Source organism: Tenacibaculum sp. TB-53, from assembly GCF_059716285.2.
In genome coordinates, this window is the sequence record NZ_CM202790.1 from 1,238,016 (window position 1) to 1,257,158 (window position 19,143).

The following is a 19,143-nucleotide window of genomic DNA, read 5'->3' on the forward strand; positions in this document are numbered from 1 at the left end:
TTCAGTACTAAAAATCACTCGACGTGACATTAAATTAAAAGAGAATTAAAATATGAAAACTGTCTGTATAAAGAAATAACGAGTGAAAAAGCGGAAGTGCTAAGCATAGCTTTAAGCATGAAGTTTTGAAAATGAGTGGTGCGTAGCAATTTCCTCTTTACAGACTTGATTTTTTGGTTCGTTTTTTATCAAGAAAAAATGAACAATAAATTAAACTTAAAACTAAAAATGAAAACCATAAAGATTGTTAAAATAGGCGGAAACATCATTAATGATGAGAAAGCCTTACATAGTTTCTTAACTAATTTCGCTCAGCTAAAAGGTCCGAAAGTATTGGTACATGGTGGTGGAAAATTAGCTTCTGAATTGGCTAAACAGTTGAATATTCCTGTGACTATGATTGATGGTAGACGTGTAACCGATACGCAAACTTTAGATTTGATTACTATGGTTTATGCAGGTAAAATCAACAAGCAAATTGTTGCGCAGTTACAAGCGCATAACGCCAACGCTATTGGTTTTACAGGAGCTGACGGAAATACTATTGTATCAACTAAACGTCCTGCTAAACCCATAGATTACGGATTTGCAGGCGACGTTGTTACCGTAAATCCGCAAGTACTAACGGTATTAATTAATAACGAAGTAACTCCAGTGTTTTGTGCGATTACGCACGATGCAAACGGACAATTACTCAATACCAACGCCGATACTATAGCTTCAGAAATTGCTATAGGTCTCTCTGCTCATTTTAGTACAGAACTATATTACTGTTTTGAAAAATCAGGAGTGCTAAGTGATGTAACCGATGACAACTCTATTATCGAACAAATCACTTCAGAATCCTACGCGCAATTAAAAGCTGACGGAGTCATTTTTGAAGGAATGCTTCCTAAGTTAGACAATTGCTTTCATGCCCTAAAAAACAACGTTCAAAAAGTACACATAGGCAATACAACTATGCTATTTAACTCAAAAAACAAACACACCTCATTACAACTATCATGATACAAAGACTTACCACAAAAGCCATCAGTCTGTTAAAAAACCTAATAGAAACACCTTCTTTTTCTTCGGAAGAAGATGTTACTGCCCTACTGCTAGAAAACTGGTTTAAAGAGTATGATATTCCATACACTAGAACTCAGAACAATGTGTGGTCGGTAAATAAACATTTTGATGCTAACAAACCTACGTTATTACTCAACTCGCATCACGATACCGTAAAACCTAATAACGGCTATACCAAAGATCCTTTTAAAGCGATTATAGAAGATGGTAAACTCTACGGATTAGGAAGTAACGATGCTGGTGGATGCTTGGTTTCGTTATTGGCAACCTACACCCATTTCTACCAGAAAGAAAACTTGACTTATAACCTTGTTTTTGCAGGAACTGCCGAGGAAGAAAGCAGTGGTCCTAACGGTTTAAACGGATTACTAAAAACTTTACCAAAGATTGATGTAGCTATCGTAGGAGAACCTACTTTAATGAATTTAGCTATTGCTGAAAAAGGTTTGGTCGTTTTTGATGCTGAGGTAAAAGGAACCCCAAGTCATGCCGCACATCCGAATCACGACAATGCTATTTACAACACTATTGAAGTATTACAGTGGTTTAAAGATGTTGAATTTGAAAAAACCTCGGAAACCTTGGGAGACGTAAAACTCACGGTAACACAAATCAATGCAGGGAAACAACACAATGCTGTTCCTTCTGAAGTAAAATTGGTAGTAGATGTTCGTGTAAACGACCAATATACCAATCAGGAAATAAATGACTTTCTACAAGAACATGCACCTTGTAACATACAACCACGTAGCTTGAATTTGAATTCATCTTCTATTCCAAAAGAACACCCTTTGGTACAAGCAGGGTTGGCTTTAGGAAGAACAACCTATGGTTCTCCTACCCTATCTGACCAAGCAGTATTGAGTTGTCCGTCATTAAAATTAGGACCTGGAGACAGCACACGTTCACACACCGCTAATGAGTTTATTTATCTTCAAGAGATTGAGGAAGGAATTGAGTTGTATGTTAAGCTTTTAGAGAACGTATTAAAAGGAGTTAAGAATTAGCTACTGTACACATGTCAGTTCGAGTGATTTTTATTGAGTGATAGCGAAGTAAAAATTGTATCGAGAACCATTCGAGTACTTCTCGATACAAAATTATTTTTATTTCATTTCAATAACTTTACTCGAAGTGACATTATAAATAACAAATAAAAAACTAGAAAAGAGATACAAGACATCTTTTTCTAAAGCAAATCGTCATTCCGAATGATAGAGAGGAATCTCATTAAAAAGAGTAACTCATAACCTTGAGACCTCTCACATACGTTCGAGGTGACAAACAAACAATGAGAATTTTGTTAGTTATAGTGTTTAACACTCAATACTAACTTCTCAATACTCAGTACTAATTAAAAAACATAAAAACATGAAACTTTGGGACAAAGGATTATCCATAGATAAAAAAATAGAACATTTCACTGTTGGGAACGATAGAGAAATAGACATACATATTGCACCGTATGATTTGCAAGCATCACTAGCGCATGCTAAAATGTTAGCCTCACTCGGTATTATTACTTCGGAAGAATTAGTGCAAGTAACTACTGGAATCACTACACTACAACAGCAAGTGGCAGAAGGTCCTTTTATAATAGATGCTCAATTTGAAGACGTACATTCTAAAATTGAATTCGAATTAACCAACATGTGCGGTGAAGTTGGTAAGAAAATTCATACCGCACGTTCAAGAAACGATCAGGTTTTAGTAGCGTTACAATTGTATTATAAAGACAATTTACAGTTGATTTCTGATAAAACTAAAACGTTATTCAATACATTATTACAGTTAGCAGAACAACACAAAACCAAGCTATTACCAGGGTATACCCACTTACAAGTGGCAATGCCTTCTTCTTTCGGATTATGGTTTTCTGCTTATGCTGAATTGCTAATTGACGATTTGTACATGGTTAATGCAGCGCTAAAAACAGTAGATCAAAATCCGTTAGGTTCAGCAGCTGGATATGGTAGCTCATTCCCTATAGATAGAGAATTCACCACAAAAGAATTAGGCTTTGAGACCTTAAAATACAATGTGGTTGCTGCACAAATGAGTAGAGGAAAAAGTGAACGTACTCTTACCATGGCGTTGGGTAGTGTGAGTAATACACTAGCTCGTTTTGCGATGGATATCTGCCTGTATATGAGTCAGAATTTTGATTTTATTTCTTTTCCTGATGAATTAACCACAGGTAGTAGCATTATGCCACATAAAAAGAATCCTGATGTATTTGAATTGATTAGAGGAAAGTGTAATAAGATTCAAGCTTTGTATACTGAAACCTTATTAATTACTAACAATTTACCTAGTGGATATCATAGAGATTATCAGTTATTAAAAGAAAATATTATCAATGCTTTTGAAGAGTTAAAAGATGTGTTAGATATTTTTGAATATGCTATTCAGCAAGTTATTGTAAAAGATATTGACCTACATGATGAAAAGTACAAATATCTATTTACAGTAGACAATATGAATACCTTGGTAGAAAATGGTATGAGTTTTAGAGAAGCTTACCAAAAAATTGGTGGCGAAGTTGTTAACGGTACATATACACCTGATACTTCTAAAAAACATACGCATGTGGGTAGTATTGATAATTTGTGTTTGGATAAAATACGTGAGAAGCTTGGTTAATGATTAGTCACTCCAAACGAGGCTCGAGGAGGAATCTTTACAACTAGATTTGAGTTAATAGTTTTTCATGCAATAATCAGCTCAAAAAACGAAACTAAAATATAAATTCACCTCTATTAAAGAACATATATAAAAAATTATTAGTTTTAGACTAAAAAAATCGTTGCACGTTTGCTACTTCTGAAAACTAATAAATGAATAAAACATTAAAAATAAGTTTAATGGAAGTAAAACTGAGGATTATTATTCTTACGGTATTGCCGATAAAAACAAAAACATTCTATTGAAACCAAAATATCAATTTCTATATACTAAAACAAATTCACATAAAGAATTAATTATATATGGACTTCCGTATGTAGAAAAAGGAAATGAAAAAATGATGTTTTATAAAATTGTAAACGGACAACTAGAACTGATTAAAGAAGAAAGTAGTTGGTAACAGTGTATAGTTTAATTATACTTTTTTAACCCTATATTTTTGTATGTTTTTTATTCAATTTCACCTTGGTTAACGCTTAATAAAAGAGAGAAACAATTAGTTTGGAAAATAAACAACCTTTGTTTTTTCGTTGTACAAAATAAAAACACTTACAAATATCTTAAGAATCATTGTTAATCAACCAAATAAAACTCCTAATAAATAGAAATATGGCAAGAATATATTACGATAAGAAAAAACTATACGGAAAACCGTTTAAATCAACTACTCTTAATATCAATTCTTTCAAATACATATTTGAAAATACAATTATTGAAAAAAACTTTCCAAAAAAAATAGAGTTTACTAATTCAAAAAAAGAGATTTTTAAAACGTTACTTTTATATACAGACGATATTGAATATGATTCAAGTAAACGTAAAGTTTATATTCCAAATTCAATTATATTTTATGATTATGAAGATTATAACTTCCCTACAGAGTTTTATTTTATTGTTAGAATTGAAAACCAAATTGAAATAAGAAAATGCAATGGTGGTGAAGATATAAAATGGTTTCATATTCCAGATATGCATAAACCTGTATATGATTTAAGAATTATAACTAAAATAGAAGCTACTTTCTCAGAACTCATTAAACTCGTAGAAGAAAATTTAAAAAGAGAAAAAAACTCTAACAAAAAAGTAAACACAAAAAAAGAGCGTCCATCTATAAATAGTATTCAGCGAAAAGCATACAAAGAACTGACTGAAATATGTGTTTTAAACAAAAAAGAATGCGTTTTAAATCATATAGGAAACCTTAAAAACTATGATAATGACAGTGAATATTTTACAACACTTAACTATTTAATAGACCTTTTAGAAGAAGATGATATTTCGTTTATTATAAGATTAGACTGGAAAGCTGATATTAAAGATTTAGAATGGTTTTTAAAATCAACATTAAAAGATAATTTTAACTTATCTATTGACTTACCCAGTCCTAATAATTACAAAAAAAATGCATCTGTTTCTTTTGATAACGTTTTTGAGGATTTCGATAAACCTTTAAGACAAAATAATCTTCAATTAGGTTTTATAGATACTCAGTCAGACGAATATGTTTTTATTTTACATAAAATTACAGATAAAAAAAGAATACAAAAACTTATTAAACTTATTGGATACAACTATTACGAAAAATAAAAGTTATTTAAGTTACAAACACTAATTATATAGTTATTTAATGAACTTAATTACAAACTACCCTTATATATCAACAATCATAATTATACTTATTTTGAATTTTATAATTAAAAAAATTACACGAGCTAAACATTCTCCTCTTCTAAAGGCATTCTTATTTATAATGGCGATTATCTCTCAAGCCTGTAGTCCTTTTGCAGGTCCTGTAGATAAATCTATTTCAGATTCCTATTACTATTCAAAATCAAAAAATAACATCTGTTATTCTCCTATGGGAAATTGGTTTGAATTGGGTAACACTAAAATAAATGCAGATGTTGAGAGCTTCAAGGTCTTAGGAAGAGATTTTGGAAAAGACAAAAATCACCTATATTTTAAAACTCATATTATAGATAATGAAGTAGATGTTTCTACCTTTTATGTCCACAAAGACAATTACATCTGTTTTGATAAAGACCATGTATATTTAGCTGTAAACTATTTACCCCAAGATATTCAAGAGGAAAGTCAAGGAAAAAAGCACTTGTGGAAAATAGCTAAAGCTAATCCAAATACATTTCAAAAAATTGATAATGATTGGTCTAAAGACGACAAATTTTATTTTTACAACTATAAGCCTGTAAATGTAGATTATAATTCATTTACAATTATAAATAGCAACTTTGTTAAAGATAAAAATAATGTATACTCATTAAAAAGCTATAAATTACTAGCTTCTACAATAGATCCAGCTACAACTAAAAAAATCAACAATAGATATATTGCTGATAAAAACAATATTTATGATTTTCAGGAGTATCAAAATGGTAAAATGGTAGACTCTCTAATATCGATACCTTACCAAAACATCAACAATTTAACTGTTTTAAAAGATAAGTTTCTATTATTTGACAATAAGGTTGTTTATGATGGAGTAAAAATTGAGAATGCTGATCCTGCTTCTTTTGAAATAATTCAATTCCCGTATTCTAAAGATAAAAACAACGTGTTCTATCACGGAGATATAATTGAAAAAGCTGACCCAAATACGTTCAGTATATTTAAAACCTCTTTTTATTCAAAAGATAAAAACCATGTATTTGTTTATGGAAAACTATTAAAAGACGCTGATGTGGCTACTTTTGGACCAGTAAATAAAAAACATTCTTTACTGTATAAGGATAAAAATCATACTTATCGAGGAGACCAAATTGTAGAAAACAATTAAACCTACTTCCTTAATAGTAACTATTTGAAAACAAACATAAAATACGAATACACTATACTTTATATTGAGAATATAAAAAAACGGTTAGTTTTAATAAAAAATTGACTTTATCTAAAAGGCCATCATAAACCTAATCTACTAAAACCTTATACTTTTTGGTACTTTTATTACTTTATAAAGTTTGCTTATACTTCTTGAAAAGAGGAAGAAGCATAAATTTAAAAAAAATAAAATGTCAATAACAAAAGAATCAGAGCTTATTGGAATGAAAAAAATTAGTAAAGTGGTTGGATTAACACTTAAACTAATGAGAGAATATGCTAAAGTTGGAATGTCTACCAAAGAGCTTGACGAATATGGTGGTGAAATTTTAAAAAGCTTTGGCGCTAAATCTGCTCCTTATGTAACTTATGGTTTTCCTGGTTATACCTGTATTAGTGTAAATGAAGAAGCGGTTCATGGAATTCCTTCTGATAAAAAAATTCTAAAAGAAGGAGACTTAATTAACATTGATGTATCTGCTGAGTTAAATGGCTTTTGGTCAGATAATGGAGGTTCATTTGTACTGGGTAAAGACATTTACAATCATCAACCTCTTGTAGATGCTTCTAAAAACATCTTAAAAAAAGCTATAAATAATATAAAAGGAAGTGTTAAAATGGTTGATATTGGATATTTAATAGAAACTGAAGCTAAAAAGTTGGATTTAAAGTAATTAAAAACTTAGCTGGACATGGAGTTGGAAGAAGTTTGCACGAAGAACCAGAAAATATTTTAAACTACAGAGTAAAAACTAACCAAGAACGATTTAGAAAAAATACTACTGTAGCAATTGAAACTTTTATCTCTACAAGCTCAACTATAGCTGTTTAGTTGCAAAATGAATGGCCTTTGGTTGGAAATAAAGGAGGATATATAACACAACACGAACAAACAATATTAGTAACAGGTAAAACAAACTCCTATTGTTCTATCAAAATCTAATGAAATTGGGGTTTAAATAACTCATTGCACCATCACTTTTACTTAAAAAAAACACTTTCAAAAGAAATAACTACTTTAGTGACTGTTACACTAACTAACAGTCACTAAATATGTCTAAAAAAATAGGGTTAAAAGAAGCCATTTCAATAGGAGTTGGAGGTATGGTGGGTGGTGGTATTTTTGCCATTTTAGGTCTTGCTGTTTTACTTGCCAAAGGTGGAACTCCAATTGCTTTTTTACTTGCAGGTATATTAGCTTTACTAACCTCATACAGCTATGTACATCTTTCCAAAAAATATCCAGATAGAGGAGGAACCGTAAAGTTTATTAATCAAGGTTTTGGAAGAACTATTTTTAGTGGAGCAATTAACAATCTTTTATGGATAAGCTATATTGTAATGCTTTCTTTATATGCTTCTGCTTTTGGTTCATATGCTCCTAACCTATGGGAAATTACTCAAAACAAAACAATCAACTTCCATATATATGCTAGTGCTATTATTATTATAGCTACAGCAATTAACTACTACAGTATTGCTGTAGTAGGAAAAATTGAATCGTACGCAGTAGCTATTAAACTTATAATTCTTATTGGTTTTATTGCCTTCGGTGCTTATGGACTAATAGGAAATCCTAATATGGCACAACTATCTATTAGTAACTGGGAGAATCCTATCAAATTATTTGCTGGAGGTATGGTCATTTTTGTTGCTTATGAAGGTTTTGAGCTAATTGCTAATGCTGCTCCCGATATTTTAAATCCTGAAAAAAACATAGCAAAAGCTTATTACTATTCTGTAATATTTGTAATTATATTGTACATTATCATAGCTCTTGTTACTGTAGGTTCCCTTCCTTTTAATCAAATTGCCAAAGCACAAGATTATGTACTAGCTGAAGCCGCTAAACCAATGTTAGGACAGGTAGGTTTTACTGTCATAACTATAGCAGCATTAATTTCTACTTTCTCTGCCATTAATGCTTCATTATACGGAGGTAGTAAAGTGAACTATGAAATTGCAGAAGATGATGAATTACCACATCACTTTCTAGCTAAATTTTGGAATCAACCTATCGGATTACTAATTACAGCTATAGCAACTTTAATATTAGTTAACACCTTGAATTTAGAAAGTATTTCTATCGCTGGTAGTGTTGGTTTTATCCTTATTTTCGGAATTGTAAATTATGTAGGTTTTAAGCTTTCAAAAGAAACAAACTCTAATAAAGGAATTTCTTTATTCGGTTGCATTTTATGTGCTGTTGCCCTAATTATTCTTATAAGACAACAATTAGAATCAAATCTTATTGGTGTATTTGTTTCTCTTGGTATTATTACTCTATGTTTTATTATTGAGTGGATCTACAAGAAAAATGAAACAAAGGCTATATAAAATGAATTCATTTTATATAGCCTTTGCCTTTGAATAAGTTTTTATTCTTCCAATTTAGAATGTTCAGAATACGTACGCCATTTCTCTAAACAAGCGGTAATATCTTCTGGTACTTCAGAGTTAAATTGTAAAAACTCTCCTGTTGTTGGATGTGTAAAACCTAAAGTTTTTGCATGCAAAGCTTGTCTTGGCAACACTTTAAAGCAATTATCTACAAATTGTTTGTATTTAGTAAACGTAGTTCCCTTTAAAATAGCATTCCCACCATAACGTTCATCGTTAAAAAGTGTATGTCCAATGTGTTTAAAGTGAGCTCTAATTTGATGCGTTCTACCCGTTTCTAACTTACATTGTACCAAGGTTACATACGTTAGTCTTTCAAGTACTTTATAATGAGTAACAGCACGCTTACCATGCTCACCATCAGGAAAGACATCCATTTGTAAGCGATTTTTAAAACTACGTCCTATGTTTCCTTCAATCGTTCCTTCATCCTCTTCAATATTTCCCCAAACTAAAGCATAATACAACCGTTCAGTAGTACGATCAAAAAACTGCTTAGACAAATGTGCCATTGCGTATTCTGTTTTTGCAACTACCAATAATCCACTTGTATCTTTATCAATACGATGTACTAAACCAGGACGTTCATTAGAGTTGGTTGGTAAGTTTTCTATGTGATGAATTAGTCCGTTCACTAATGTTCCAGAGTAATTTCCATGGCCAGGATGAACTACCATACCTGCTGGCTTGTTCACCACTATTACTTCATCATCCTCATATACTATATCAATAGGAATATCTTCTGCTACTAATAAGTTTTCGTGAGGTGGATATGTTAATACCACCCTAACAATATCCTTAGGCTTTACTTTGTAGTTTGGTTTTACTGCTACATCATTTACTAAAACATTTCCTGCTTTAGCTGCTTGCTGTATTTTATTTCGAGTTGCATTTTCAATAAAGTTCATTAAAAACTTATCTACTCGCAATGGTACTTGACCATCTGTTGCTACAAACCTATGGTGCTCGTATAAATCATCATTTTCTATCTCTGGAGTGTTATCTTCCTGCATCAATCAATTTATAAAAATTAGTATCCGTTACCATCCCCTAAAATCAAGTCGATGGTTGTTTGTTTTGGTAATTTAGTTCCCGGTTCAATTTTTTGTCCGTTATACTTTAATCCACGAACCACATCTTTTCCTATATCGTGTACCCAAGTAACCTTAGTTCCTACTTTAAACCCTATTGAACGTAGGTGTGTTGTTGCCTGACGTCTGGTACGTCCATTTAAATTAGGCACCTCTATATCTCTATACTTTGACGGATTTAAGGTTAAATATATTTTACGCTTTTCTTTTACAAAATCACCTGCTTCCGGATCTTGCTCAATAATTGACTTCTTAGGATAATCTGGATTATAACTTGCACTGTCAATTACCACAAAATCTAAATTTAATTCACTTAATTTTTGCTCAACATCAGCTAACGACATTTTATGTAGGTCAGGTACTTGTATTTTTTGATTATGGTTTGTTGTAACTCCTAACCACCATTGTAGAACAAATACAAAAACTAGTATTGAAACAACTGCTATAATTATATTTTTTAAAAAAGATTTACTTTTAATAAATTCAAATAAACCTCCAGATTTTCCTGTTAAATTACTCATATCATTTTTTTGTAAGATCGCACAAATTTACAGTAAAAATATTACTATTTTAAATTCAACAAGTCTTAAACGAGTTTTTTTGGTAAGTTTGTATAATCCAACGATTGGATTTTAGATAAACAATGATAAAAACAGTAATTGAAATACATTTGAAGTGAAAAAAAACATCGCTATTATTATGGGAGGTTATTCCTCTGAAGTAGGAATTTCTCTAAAAAGTGGTAATGTAGTTTACAAACATATTAATACAGAAAAATATAACGCGTACAAAGTTCATATTTTAGAAAATAAATGGGTGTATGTTGATGATAACGAAGAAGAATATCCAATAAATAAAGAAGATTTTTCAATTGAAATTAAAGGTCAAAAAATTACATTTGATTGTGTTTTTAATGCTATTCATGGTACACCAGGCGAAAACGGAATTATCTTAGCTTACTTTGATCTTATTGGTTTAAAACACACCTCTGCCCCATTCTACCAAATGGCTTTAACCTTTAATAAGCGTGATACCTTAAGTGTAGTGAAACAATACGGAATAGCAACAGCTGTTTCTATATATCTAAACAAAGGTGATGAGATTGATTGTGATGCTTTTATTAAAAAAGTAGGACTTCCTTGCTTTGTAAAACCAAACGGAGCAGGTTCTAGTTTTGGCATATCTAAAGTGTATACTAAAGAAGAGTTAATTCCTGCTATAGAAAAAGCATACGAAGAAGATACTGAAATATTAATTGAAAGCTTTTTAGATGGAACTGAGGTTTCTGTTGGAGTAATTCAATACAAAGGAGAAACAAAAGTACTTCCAATAACAGAAATTGTTTCTGAAAATGATTTCTTCGATTATAAAGCTAAATATGAAGGTCAATCTCAAGAAATCACTCCTGCACGTTTAATTGATTCTCAAAGAAAGAGAGTTAAAGAAGTAGCCAAACGTGTGTATGAAATTTTAAATATGCGTGGTTTTTCTCGCTCTGAATATATTTTAGTTAACGATGAACCACATTTTATAGAAATGAATACTGTTCCTGGATTAACAGAAGCAAGTATTTTACCACAGCAAGCCAATCATGCGGGTATTTCTTTAACTGAATTATTTGGAAACGCTATTGAAATGGCTTTAAATGACAAGATATAATGAAAAGAGCAATTTTTCCTGGATCTTTCGATCCAATTACTTTAGGACACTTAGATATTATTGAACGTGGTGTTACCCTTTTTGATGAATTAATTATTGCAATTGGGGTGAATGCCGATAAAAAATATATGTTTTCTCTAGAGGAGCGTCAACGTTTTATTGAAGAAACTTTTAAGCATGAGCCAAAAATAAAAGTACTTACTTATAGTGGACTTACTGTAAACTTTTGTAAAGAACAAGACGCTCAATTTATTTTAAGAGGTTTACGAAATCCTGCCGATTTTGAGTTTGAAAAAGCGATTGCACATACTAATAGAAAACTTTCTGAAATTGAAACTGTGTTTTTACTAACCTCTTCAGGTAAAAGCTATATTTCTTCATCTATTGTAAGAGATGTTATCAGAAACGATGGAGACTACACAGGCTTGGTTCCAGATGCAGTTAGAATTTAAACTTTTTAAAACTATTCTTTTGAAAAAACTATTTGTATTACTCCTAATAATAGCTGCTGCTTGTAAACAAAAACCTACAAAAAAAAACATCGAATTCACCACCCTGTTTGAAACATCAAACGGAACGGAGACTCCTACTTATAAAGAGGTTATTTCTTTTTATGAAGAGTTGGCTAACACTTACCCTGAAATTTCATTGTTTGAAATAGGCACTACAGATATTGGAAAACCTTTACATTTAGTTGCTTTTAATACTGATGGAAAAACCAATATTGAAGAACTTAAAAATTCTTCAAAAAATAGAATTTTAATCAATAACGGTATTCATCCAGGGGAATCTGACGGAATAGATGCTTCGATGCTATTATTACGAGACATCGTTCAAAATGATTCTTTAAAAAACAAATACAAAAAATCTTTAATTTGTGTTATTCCCATATACAATATTGGTGGCTCCCTAAACAGAAACTCACACACAAGAGCCAATCAAAATGGTCCAAAAGAATACGGTTTTAGAGGAAATGCTCGTAACTACGACTTAAATCGTGATTTTATTAAACAAGATACTAAAAATGCCGCTACATTTACTGAGATTTTTCACACTGTAAATCCAGATGTTTTTATAGATAATCATGTAAGCAATGGAGCAGACTATCAGTACGCAATTACACATCTATTTACACAACACAATAAATTGGGAGGAAATTTAGGTGAGTTTATTGAAACAAAAATGCGTCCTGAAATAGAACATTCTTTGGCTGAGAAAGGCATTATTATTACTCCTTATGTAAATGTTTGGGGAACAACTCCAGAAAGTGGTTGGTCACAGTTTTTCGATTCACCTAGATATTCTACTGGGTACACTACCCTCTTCAATACCTTAGGATTAATGGTTGAAACTCATATGTTGAAACCGTATAAAATTAGAGTAGAACAAACCTATGAATTGTTGTTTTCTGCTTTAGATTTTTCCAAAGAAAACAGTAACAAAATAAAAGATTTACGAAAAAATGCTGTTGAAGAAATAATAAACAAAAAAACATATCCTATTCTATTTACAGTTGATAAGAACAATCCTACAGCTCTTCATTTTAAAGGATACGAAGGAACTTTTATAGACAGTAAAGTTACCAATGGAAAACGTTTGTTTTATGATAGAACAAAACCTTACATTAAAAAAGTTTCTTATTATAACTACTTTGTTCCTACCAAAGAAATCGCCATACCCAAGGCCTATATATTAGAACAAGGTTGGCATGACGTTGTAGAACGATTAGAAAATAATAAAATTGAATTTACTCGTTTTGAAAAAGACACCTTATTAACTGTAGAAGTTCAGCACATCAAAGAATTTGAAACTCGAAAAACGGCATACGAAGGTCATTATTTACACTACAATACTGAAGTTACCCAAACAAGAGGTCTACAAGTTAAATTTAATAATGGAGATATTTATATTCCTACAAACCAAACAGGAATACGTTATATTATAGAGACCTTGGAAGCTGAAGCTATTGATTCTTTCTTCAACTGGAATTTCTTTGATACTATTTTACAACAAAAAGAGGGATACTCTTCTTACGTTTTTGAAGATATTGCTGAAGAGTTTTTAAATAACAATCCCTCATTAAAACAAGAGTTTCTTCAAAAAGTAAAAACAGAAGAAGATTTTGCAAAAAATGCGCAAACACAATTATATTGGGTTTATAAAAAAACACCTCATTATGAAAAAGCTCATAAGAAATTACCAATTTATAAGTTATATTGATAATTTTTTAACCTCTTAGTTACATTTTCATACATTTGTCACCGATTAGGAACTTGATTTAAATGAATAAAGACCCATTAAAATCTGTTTGTGAGCAAAAAATTTTTGAAGAAGTTTTTAACCAACATTCGCAAACATTGAGAAATTATATATATTACAAATGCGGTGATCTCCAGCAAGCTGAAGATATCGTACAAGAAGCGTATATAAAACTATGGAATAATTGTACTAAAGTTGTTTTCGAAAAAGCTAAATCTTATCTATATACAGTAGCCAACAATCATTTTTTAAACGATGTTGCTCACAAAAAAGTTGTTTTGGAACATCAAAAGAAAAATGTTTCTTCTGGTAAAACTAATGAAACTCCTCATTTTATTTTAGAAGAAGAAGAATTTCATACTAAGCTTAAAAAAGCAATAGCCAACTTGCCTGAAAAACAACGAGAAGTTTTTTTGCTTAGTAGAATAGATAAGAAAAAGTATGTTGAAATTGCAGATATTGTTGGAGTTTCTGTAAAAGCTGTAGAAAAAAGAATGAGTAAAGCATTACTTACTTTAAAAGAACAGATAGGTAAAGTATAACAAAAGTAATATTTGTATTAATTAGGTAGGGTAATTAATCTTTTACTTGTTTTTAATACAAATAGCACGAATAGATTAGAAAATGAATATAAATTATAAAGAAGAAACCTTTTTAGCAAGATGGATAGCCAATGAGCTAACAGCGGAAGAATTAAAAGAGTTTCAAAAAACAGATGTTTATCATCAATTTAAAGCTATTGATGATGCTTCTCTAAATTTAAAAACACCTTTTTATGATAAGGAAGAGGCTTTTAATAAACTCAAAACAGACATCAAACAATCTAAAGCTAATAAAAAAGTAGTGCAATTAGTTCCTAAATGGATGTATGGGGCGGTTGCTTCTGTTATATTATTAATTAGCTTCTTATACTTTAATAATAATACTGTTGATTTTTCTACAAAATACGGAGAGCAATTAACTATTACATTACCTGATAATTCTATAGTATATTTATCACCTAAGTCTGAAATTAGCTATGATAAACAAAACTGGAATAATAAAAGAGAGCTTTTTTTGACAGGAAAAGCTTATTTTGAAGTCGAAAAAGGAAAGTCTTTTACTGTAAAATCTAATGAAGGTAATGTAACTGTACTAGGAACAAAGTTTACAGTAAATACATCAAAAAATTATTTTGAAATTGAATGTTACGAAGGTAAAGTTAAAGTTACGTCAAAAAGTAAAGAAGAAATTATACTAACTAAAGGGAAAGCTTATAGAAATTATAATAACTCTGGTGAAAATTGGGAATTTGTAGGCTCTGTTCCCTCTTGGATAGAAGGAGAAAGCTCTTTTAATAATACTCCTTTACATCAAGTTATAAAAGCTTTAGAAAATCAATTTAAATTAAAGTTCGATACTTCTAACGTTGACACTTCTAAACGTTTTACAGGTACTTTTACACATAAAAATGTTGATGTAGCGTTACAAACTGTTTTTGCTCCTATGAAAATTTCTTATAAATTAGCAGAAAATAGTTCAGTTATATTGACGTATTAATAAATGAAGATAAAATTAAGTATACTTTTTTTATGCTTAACTATGTCTATTTTTTCTCAGGAAAAGGTAGACATTTCTTTTATTGATGCTCCTTTATTAAACGTTTTAAAAGAAACAGAAGCTCTTTTTAAAGTAAAATTTTCTTTTAGTACAGAAGTCATTAATGATAAAAATATTTCTTTTAAAAAAAAGAAATGTGAACTTGTTTATCTTATCAATGAAATTCAACGTCAAACATCATTAATTTTTAATAAAATTAATGAGCGGTATTATTATATAACAATAAATTCAACATTTAAATCAAATGAGTATAATCTTTTAAAAGAAGTTCTTGTAACTAATTATATTACTTCTGGTATTAATAAAAAAAGAGATGGAACTATATCTATTATTCCAAAACAATTAGGTGTTTTACCTGGTTTAACTGAACCAGATATACTAGAAAGTTTAAAAATTATTCCTGGTGTTCAAAGTCCTAATGAAACAGCTGCAGGAATATATATAAGGGGTGGAACTCCCAATCAAAACTTAGTTTTATGGGACGGTATAAAAATGTACTATTCTGGTCATTTCTTTGGAATGATTTCAGCATTTAACCCTTATACAACCAAAGAGATTAACCTTTCTAAAAGCGGTACAGGAGCTAGGTATGGTAATAGAGTATCTGGTGTAATAGATATTAAAACTACAAATAAAATACCGCACAAAATAACTGGAAGTTTCGGATTGAACATGACGCATGCTGATGCACTTCTTACTATTCCTTTTTCAAAAAAAACTGCTTTTTCTATTTCTGCAAGAAGGTCTTTTTCTGATGTTTTAAAAACTTTCACCTTTGATAAATTGTCTATGCGTGTTTTTCAAACATTTGATGATAATCAAGAAAGTCAAATAATAGATAAAAACATTAAATTTAGTAGAGATAATAAATTTAATTTTTCAGATTATACCACAAAATTTATATACACCCCTAGTAAAGACGAATCTTTAAACATTAGTTTCTTATACACAAATAATCAAATGCTTAACAATTTTGTAATTCCTAGGTATAAAGACAAATATAATGATGAGTTAGATATCCATAATACAGGTGTAAGTGTAAATTGGAATAAACAATCTTCGGAAAAAAAGACTCATAATATAAAAAGTTATTTTTCTAACTTTAAATTAAAATATAAAGGAAACTATAACTATATAGATGATTATTTAATTTTATTATCAACTAAAAATAATTCTTTAACTGATTTTGGGCTTTCCTACAATATGAATTATTCTTTTAACGATAAAACAGATTTATTTTGGGGTTATGATTTTACATCTACGAAAGCTACTTACGAATTAAAATATCTCATAGACTTAGAAGGAAATAGGAACTCTTCGATACAAAAAGATAAAGTTACAAACAATACACATTCAATTTTTACGGAATATATATATGATAACAATAACTGGAATATAAATTCTGGCATACGATTGAATTACTTTTCAAAAATCGATAAATTTGTTTTTGAACCTAGATTATATTTGGAGAAAAAACTTACATCAAGCTTAAGTTTTAAAGCTTCTTTTGAACAAAAACACCAAACATTGAGTCAAATTATAGAGTTTCAAACTTCCAGATTAGGTTTTGATTTAGAAAATCAGATATGGGCTCAAGTAAATGATGATAATATTCCTCTACAAAAAAGCTTACAGGTTTCAGCGGGAATACTTTTTAATAAAAATAATTGGAAAATTGATATTGAACCTTACTATAAAAAAGTTAGTGGTATGACGTCTCAAACAAGTGGTTATAACGACCAAACCAATGACTTTTCTAATGGTAAAGGTAAAATACATGGTATTGATATACTTATAAATAAAAAATTTAATAATTATAGAACTTGGGTTAATTATTCATACACAAAAAATAAATTTAAATTTTTAGACTTAGAAAATAAGTTTTTTCCTGCAAATCATGATATAACTAATTATCTTTCTTGGTCTCATGCTTACAAATTAAACAGCTATGAGTTCTCTCTTGGGTGGATATTTAGAACAGGAAATCCCTATACTGCCGTTAAAAGATTTTATACAGATGATGAAGGAATTCCTCGTATTATTATAGATTCAGACAATATAAATGGGCTTCGACTTCCTAATTATAGTAGATTGGATGCATCTATGACGTATTCTTTTAATTTTTCTAAAAACTGGAAAGGTAAATTGGGCTTCTCTTTACTTAATCTTTTTAATAACAAAAATATTTTAAGTAGAACTTATAATGCTATTCCAATTAGAAATTCTGATAATGAAATTGAATATAAGTTAAAAGAGGTTAACAAAATATCTCTAGGAATTACACCTAACTTTGTTTTTAGAGTTAATTTTTAATAAAAAAAGACTTTACATTTTGTAAAGTCCTTCCTTTTGGTTTAATAATTTCTGTATTGTTTTGTTTCTTCAAAAACGTGTTCTAGAATTTGTTTTTCTCTCTCACCAAACTCAATACCTCGTCTTTTCATTACTACATTAGCTACTTCAAAAACTTTATTTGTTTTGTATTCAGTAAAACCTGATGCTCCTCCCCAACTAAATGAAGGAACAAAATTTCTTGGAAATCCACTTCCAAAAATATTCGCAGAAACACCAACAACTGTTCCTGTATTAAACATTGTGTTAATTCCACATTTTGAATGATCTCCCATCATCAAACCACAGAATTGTAATCCAGTTTTAGCGAAACGCCCTGTTTCATAATTCCACAGCTTAACTTCTGCATAATTATTTTTAAGGTTAGAATTATTACTATCAGCTCCAATATTACACCATTCGCCTAATACTGAATTTCCTAAAAATCCATCGTGTCCTTTATTTGAATACCCAAATAATACTGAGTTGTTCACCTCTCCTCCTACTTTACAATAAGGTCCTAAGGTAGTCGCTCCATAAATTTTAGCTCCCAATTTTAATACTGAATTTTCACACATAGCTAAAGCGCCTCGTACAACTACACCTTCCATTATTTCTGCTTTCTTACCAATATAAATTGGTCCAGTTGAAGCGTTTAAGGTTGCAAAAGTTAGTTTAGCTCCTTTCTCAACAAAAATATCGTTTCTATTAACACAATTAACAGTTTCTGGAATTGGTTCCGATTTTCTACCTTCAGTTATTAAATCAAAGTCAGCTCTAATTGCTTTGTCATTTAACGAAAAAATATCCCAAGTATTTTTTATTTGAATTATATCATCTTCAAACTCTATATGTTCATAAGAAGAAAAATCTACTTCTTCCTGAGTATCTGTCGTATAAAAAGCAATAACATCTTCACCTTTAAAAATAGCTTGATTGTTTTGTAGGTTTTTAACCATTTCAACCAAAGGTTTAGTTGGCAAGAAAGAGGCATTTAATAATACATTTTCTTCCATTTCAACCATAGGATATTTTTCCTCTAAATACTCCTCTGTTACGGTAGTTGTTGTTAAGCCTAAATATTTTTCCCACTTTTCTCTAATAGTTAAAATACCTACTCTAATATCAGCTACTGGTCGTGTATATGTAAATGGTAGTAGAGCTGTACGTACATCACCATCAAATAAAATATAGTTCATATTAATCATTTTTT

18 protein-coding genes are annotated in these 19,143 nt (G+C 30.1%); 15 read left to right on the forward strand and 3 right to left on the reverse strand.

What is annotated here, in order from left to right; genetic code table 11:
* Positions 1-228: 228 nt before the first annotated feature.
* From argB to AC3VJB_RS05620, 9 genes are all read left to right on the forward strand, one after another.
* Entirely contained in the window at positions 229-1,008 is a 780-nt protein-coding gene (argB, locus tag AC3VJB_RS05580) for an acetylglutamate kinase (protein WP_281979863.1), read from the forward strand.
* Positions 1,005-2,078, forward strand: a complete 1,074-nt coding sequence (locus tag AC3VJB_RS05585; protein WP_437824874.1) for a M20 family metallo-hydrolase — start codon at positions 1,005-1,007, stop codon at positions 2,076-2,078. The genes argB and AC3VJB_RS05585 overlap by 4 nt, the downstream gene beginning before the upstream one ends.
* Positions 2,079-2,442: 364 nt before the next feature.
* Entirely contained in the window at positions 2,443-3,714 is a 1,272-nt protein-coding gene (gene argH, locus AC3VJB_RS05590) for an argininosuccinate lyase (protein ID WP_497666877.1), read from the forward strand.
* Positions 3,715-3,997: 283 nt separating this feature from the next.
* Positions 3,998-4,156, forward strand: a complete 159-nt coding sequence (locus AC3VJB_RS05595; RefSeq protein WP_281979866.1) for a hypothetical protein — start codon at positions 3,998-4,000, stop codon at positions 4,154-4,156.
* A 209-nt stretch (positions 4,157-4,365) separates the two neighbouring features.
* A complete protein-coding gene (locus AC3VJB_RS05600) occupies positions 4,366-5,343 on the forward strand; it encodes a DUF6630 family protein (RefSeq protein WP_253680012.1) in 978 nt (325 codons plus the stop codon).
* Between the two features lie 163 nt (positions 5,344-5,506).
* Positions 5,507-6,550 (forward strand): DKNYY domain-containing protein, encoded by a 1,044-nt coding sequence (locus tag AC3VJB_RS05605; protein WP_167713688.1) that lies wholly within the window; start codon positions 5,507-5,509, stop codon positions 6,548-6,550.
* Positions 6,551-6,782: 232 nt separating this feature from the next.
* Entirely contained in the window at positions 6,783-7,265 is a 483-nt protein-coding gene (locus tag AC3VJB_RS05610) for a M24 family metallopeptidase (protein ID WP_439655278.1), read from the forward strand.
* A 35-nt stretch (positions 7,266-7,300) separates the two neighbouring features.
* Complete coding sequence (locus tag AC3VJB_RS05615; RefSeq protein WP_389863903.1) at positions 7,301-7,423, forward strand: hypothetical protein; 123 nt, start codon at positions 7,301-7,303, stop codon at positions 7,421-7,423.
* A 221-nt stretch (positions 7,424-7,644) separates the two neighbouring features.
* On the forward strand, positions 7,645-8,928 hold the full coding sequence (locus AC3VJB_RS05620; protein ID WP_281979867.1) for an APC family permease: 1,284 nt from the start codon (positions 7,645-7,647) through the stop codon (positions 8,926-8,928).
* 41 nt (positions 8,929-8,969) lie between these two features.
* On the opposite strand, the gene AC3VJB_RS05625 is transcribed toward AC3VJB_RS05620, so the two are convergent.
* Positions 8,970-10,004, reverse strand: coding sequence for an RluA family pseudouridine synthase (locus tag AC3VJB_RS05625; RefSeq protein ID WP_047788992.1), 1,035 nt, complete (start codon positions 10,002-10,004; stop codon positions 8,970-8,972).
* Positions 10,005-10,021: 17 nt separating this feature from the next.
* Entirely contained in the window at positions 10,022-10,603 is a 582-nt protein-coding gene (locus AC3VJB_RS05630) for a PASTA domain-containing protein (protein ID WP_073183621.1), read from the reverse strand.
* Between the two features lie 154 nt (positions 10,604-10,757).
* Between AC3VJB_RS05630 and AC3VJB_RS05635 the strand changes: the two genes are divergently transcribed.
* The 6 genes from AC3VJB_RS05635 to AC3VJB_RS05660 all read left to right on the forward strand — a co-directional run bounded on the left by AC3VJB_RS05635 (position 10,758) and on the right by AC3VJB_RS05660 (position 17,912).
* Positions 10,758-11,741 carry a D-alanine--D-alanine ligase gene (locus AC3VJB_RS05635; protein ID WP_073183623.1) on the forward strand — a complete coding sequence of 328 codons (984 nt, stop codon included), beginning with the start codon at positions 10,758-10,760 and terminating at the stop codon, positions 11,739-11,741.
* Positions 11,741-12,193, forward strand: a complete 453-nt coding sequence (coaD, locus tag AC3VJB_RS05640) for a pantetheine-phosphate adenylyltransferase (RefSeq protein ID WP_047788995.1) — start codon at positions 11,741-11,743, stop codon at positions 12,191-12,193. The genes AC3VJB_RS05635 and coaD overlap by 1 nt, the downstream gene beginning before the upstream one ends.
* A gap of 19 nt (positions 12,194-12,212) precedes the next feature.
* A complete protein-coding gene (locus AC3VJB_RS05645; protein WP_497666878.1) occupies positions 12,213-13,961 on the forward strand; it encodes a M14 family metallopeptidase in 1,749 nt (582 codons plus the stop codon).
* Between the two features lie 62 nt (positions 13,962-14,023).
* A complete protein-coding gene (locus AC3VJB_RS05650; RefSeq protein ID WP_497666879.1) occupies positions 14,024-14,542 on the forward strand; it encodes an RNA polymerase sigma factor in 519 nt (172 codons plus the stop codon).
* 82 nt (positions 14,543-14,624) lie between these two features.
* Complete coding sequence (locus AC3VJB_RS05655; RefSeq protein WP_047788997.1) at positions 14,625-15,539, forward strand: FecR family protein; 915 nt, start codon at positions 14,625-14,627, stop codon at positions 15,537-15,539.
* Positions 15,540-15,581: 42 nt separating this feature from the next.
* Positions 15,582-17,912: a TonB-dependent receptor plug domain-containing protein gene (locus AC3VJB_RS05660; protein ID WP_167713686.1), complete on the forward strand. Its 2,331-nt coding sequence runs from the start codon at positions 15,582-15,584 to the stop codon at positions 17,910-17,912.
* Between the two features lie 41 nt (positions 17,913-17,953).
* Here the strand turns inward: AC3VJB_RS05660 and AC3VJB_RS05665 are convergent, their stop codons facing one another.
* A complete protein-coding gene (locus tag AC3VJB_RS05665) occupies positions 17,954-19,129 on the reverse strand; it encodes a GlmU family protein (RefSeq protein WP_497666880.1) in 1,176 nt (391 codons plus the stop codon).
* Between the last annotated feature and the right edge of the window lie 14 nt (positions 19,130-19,143).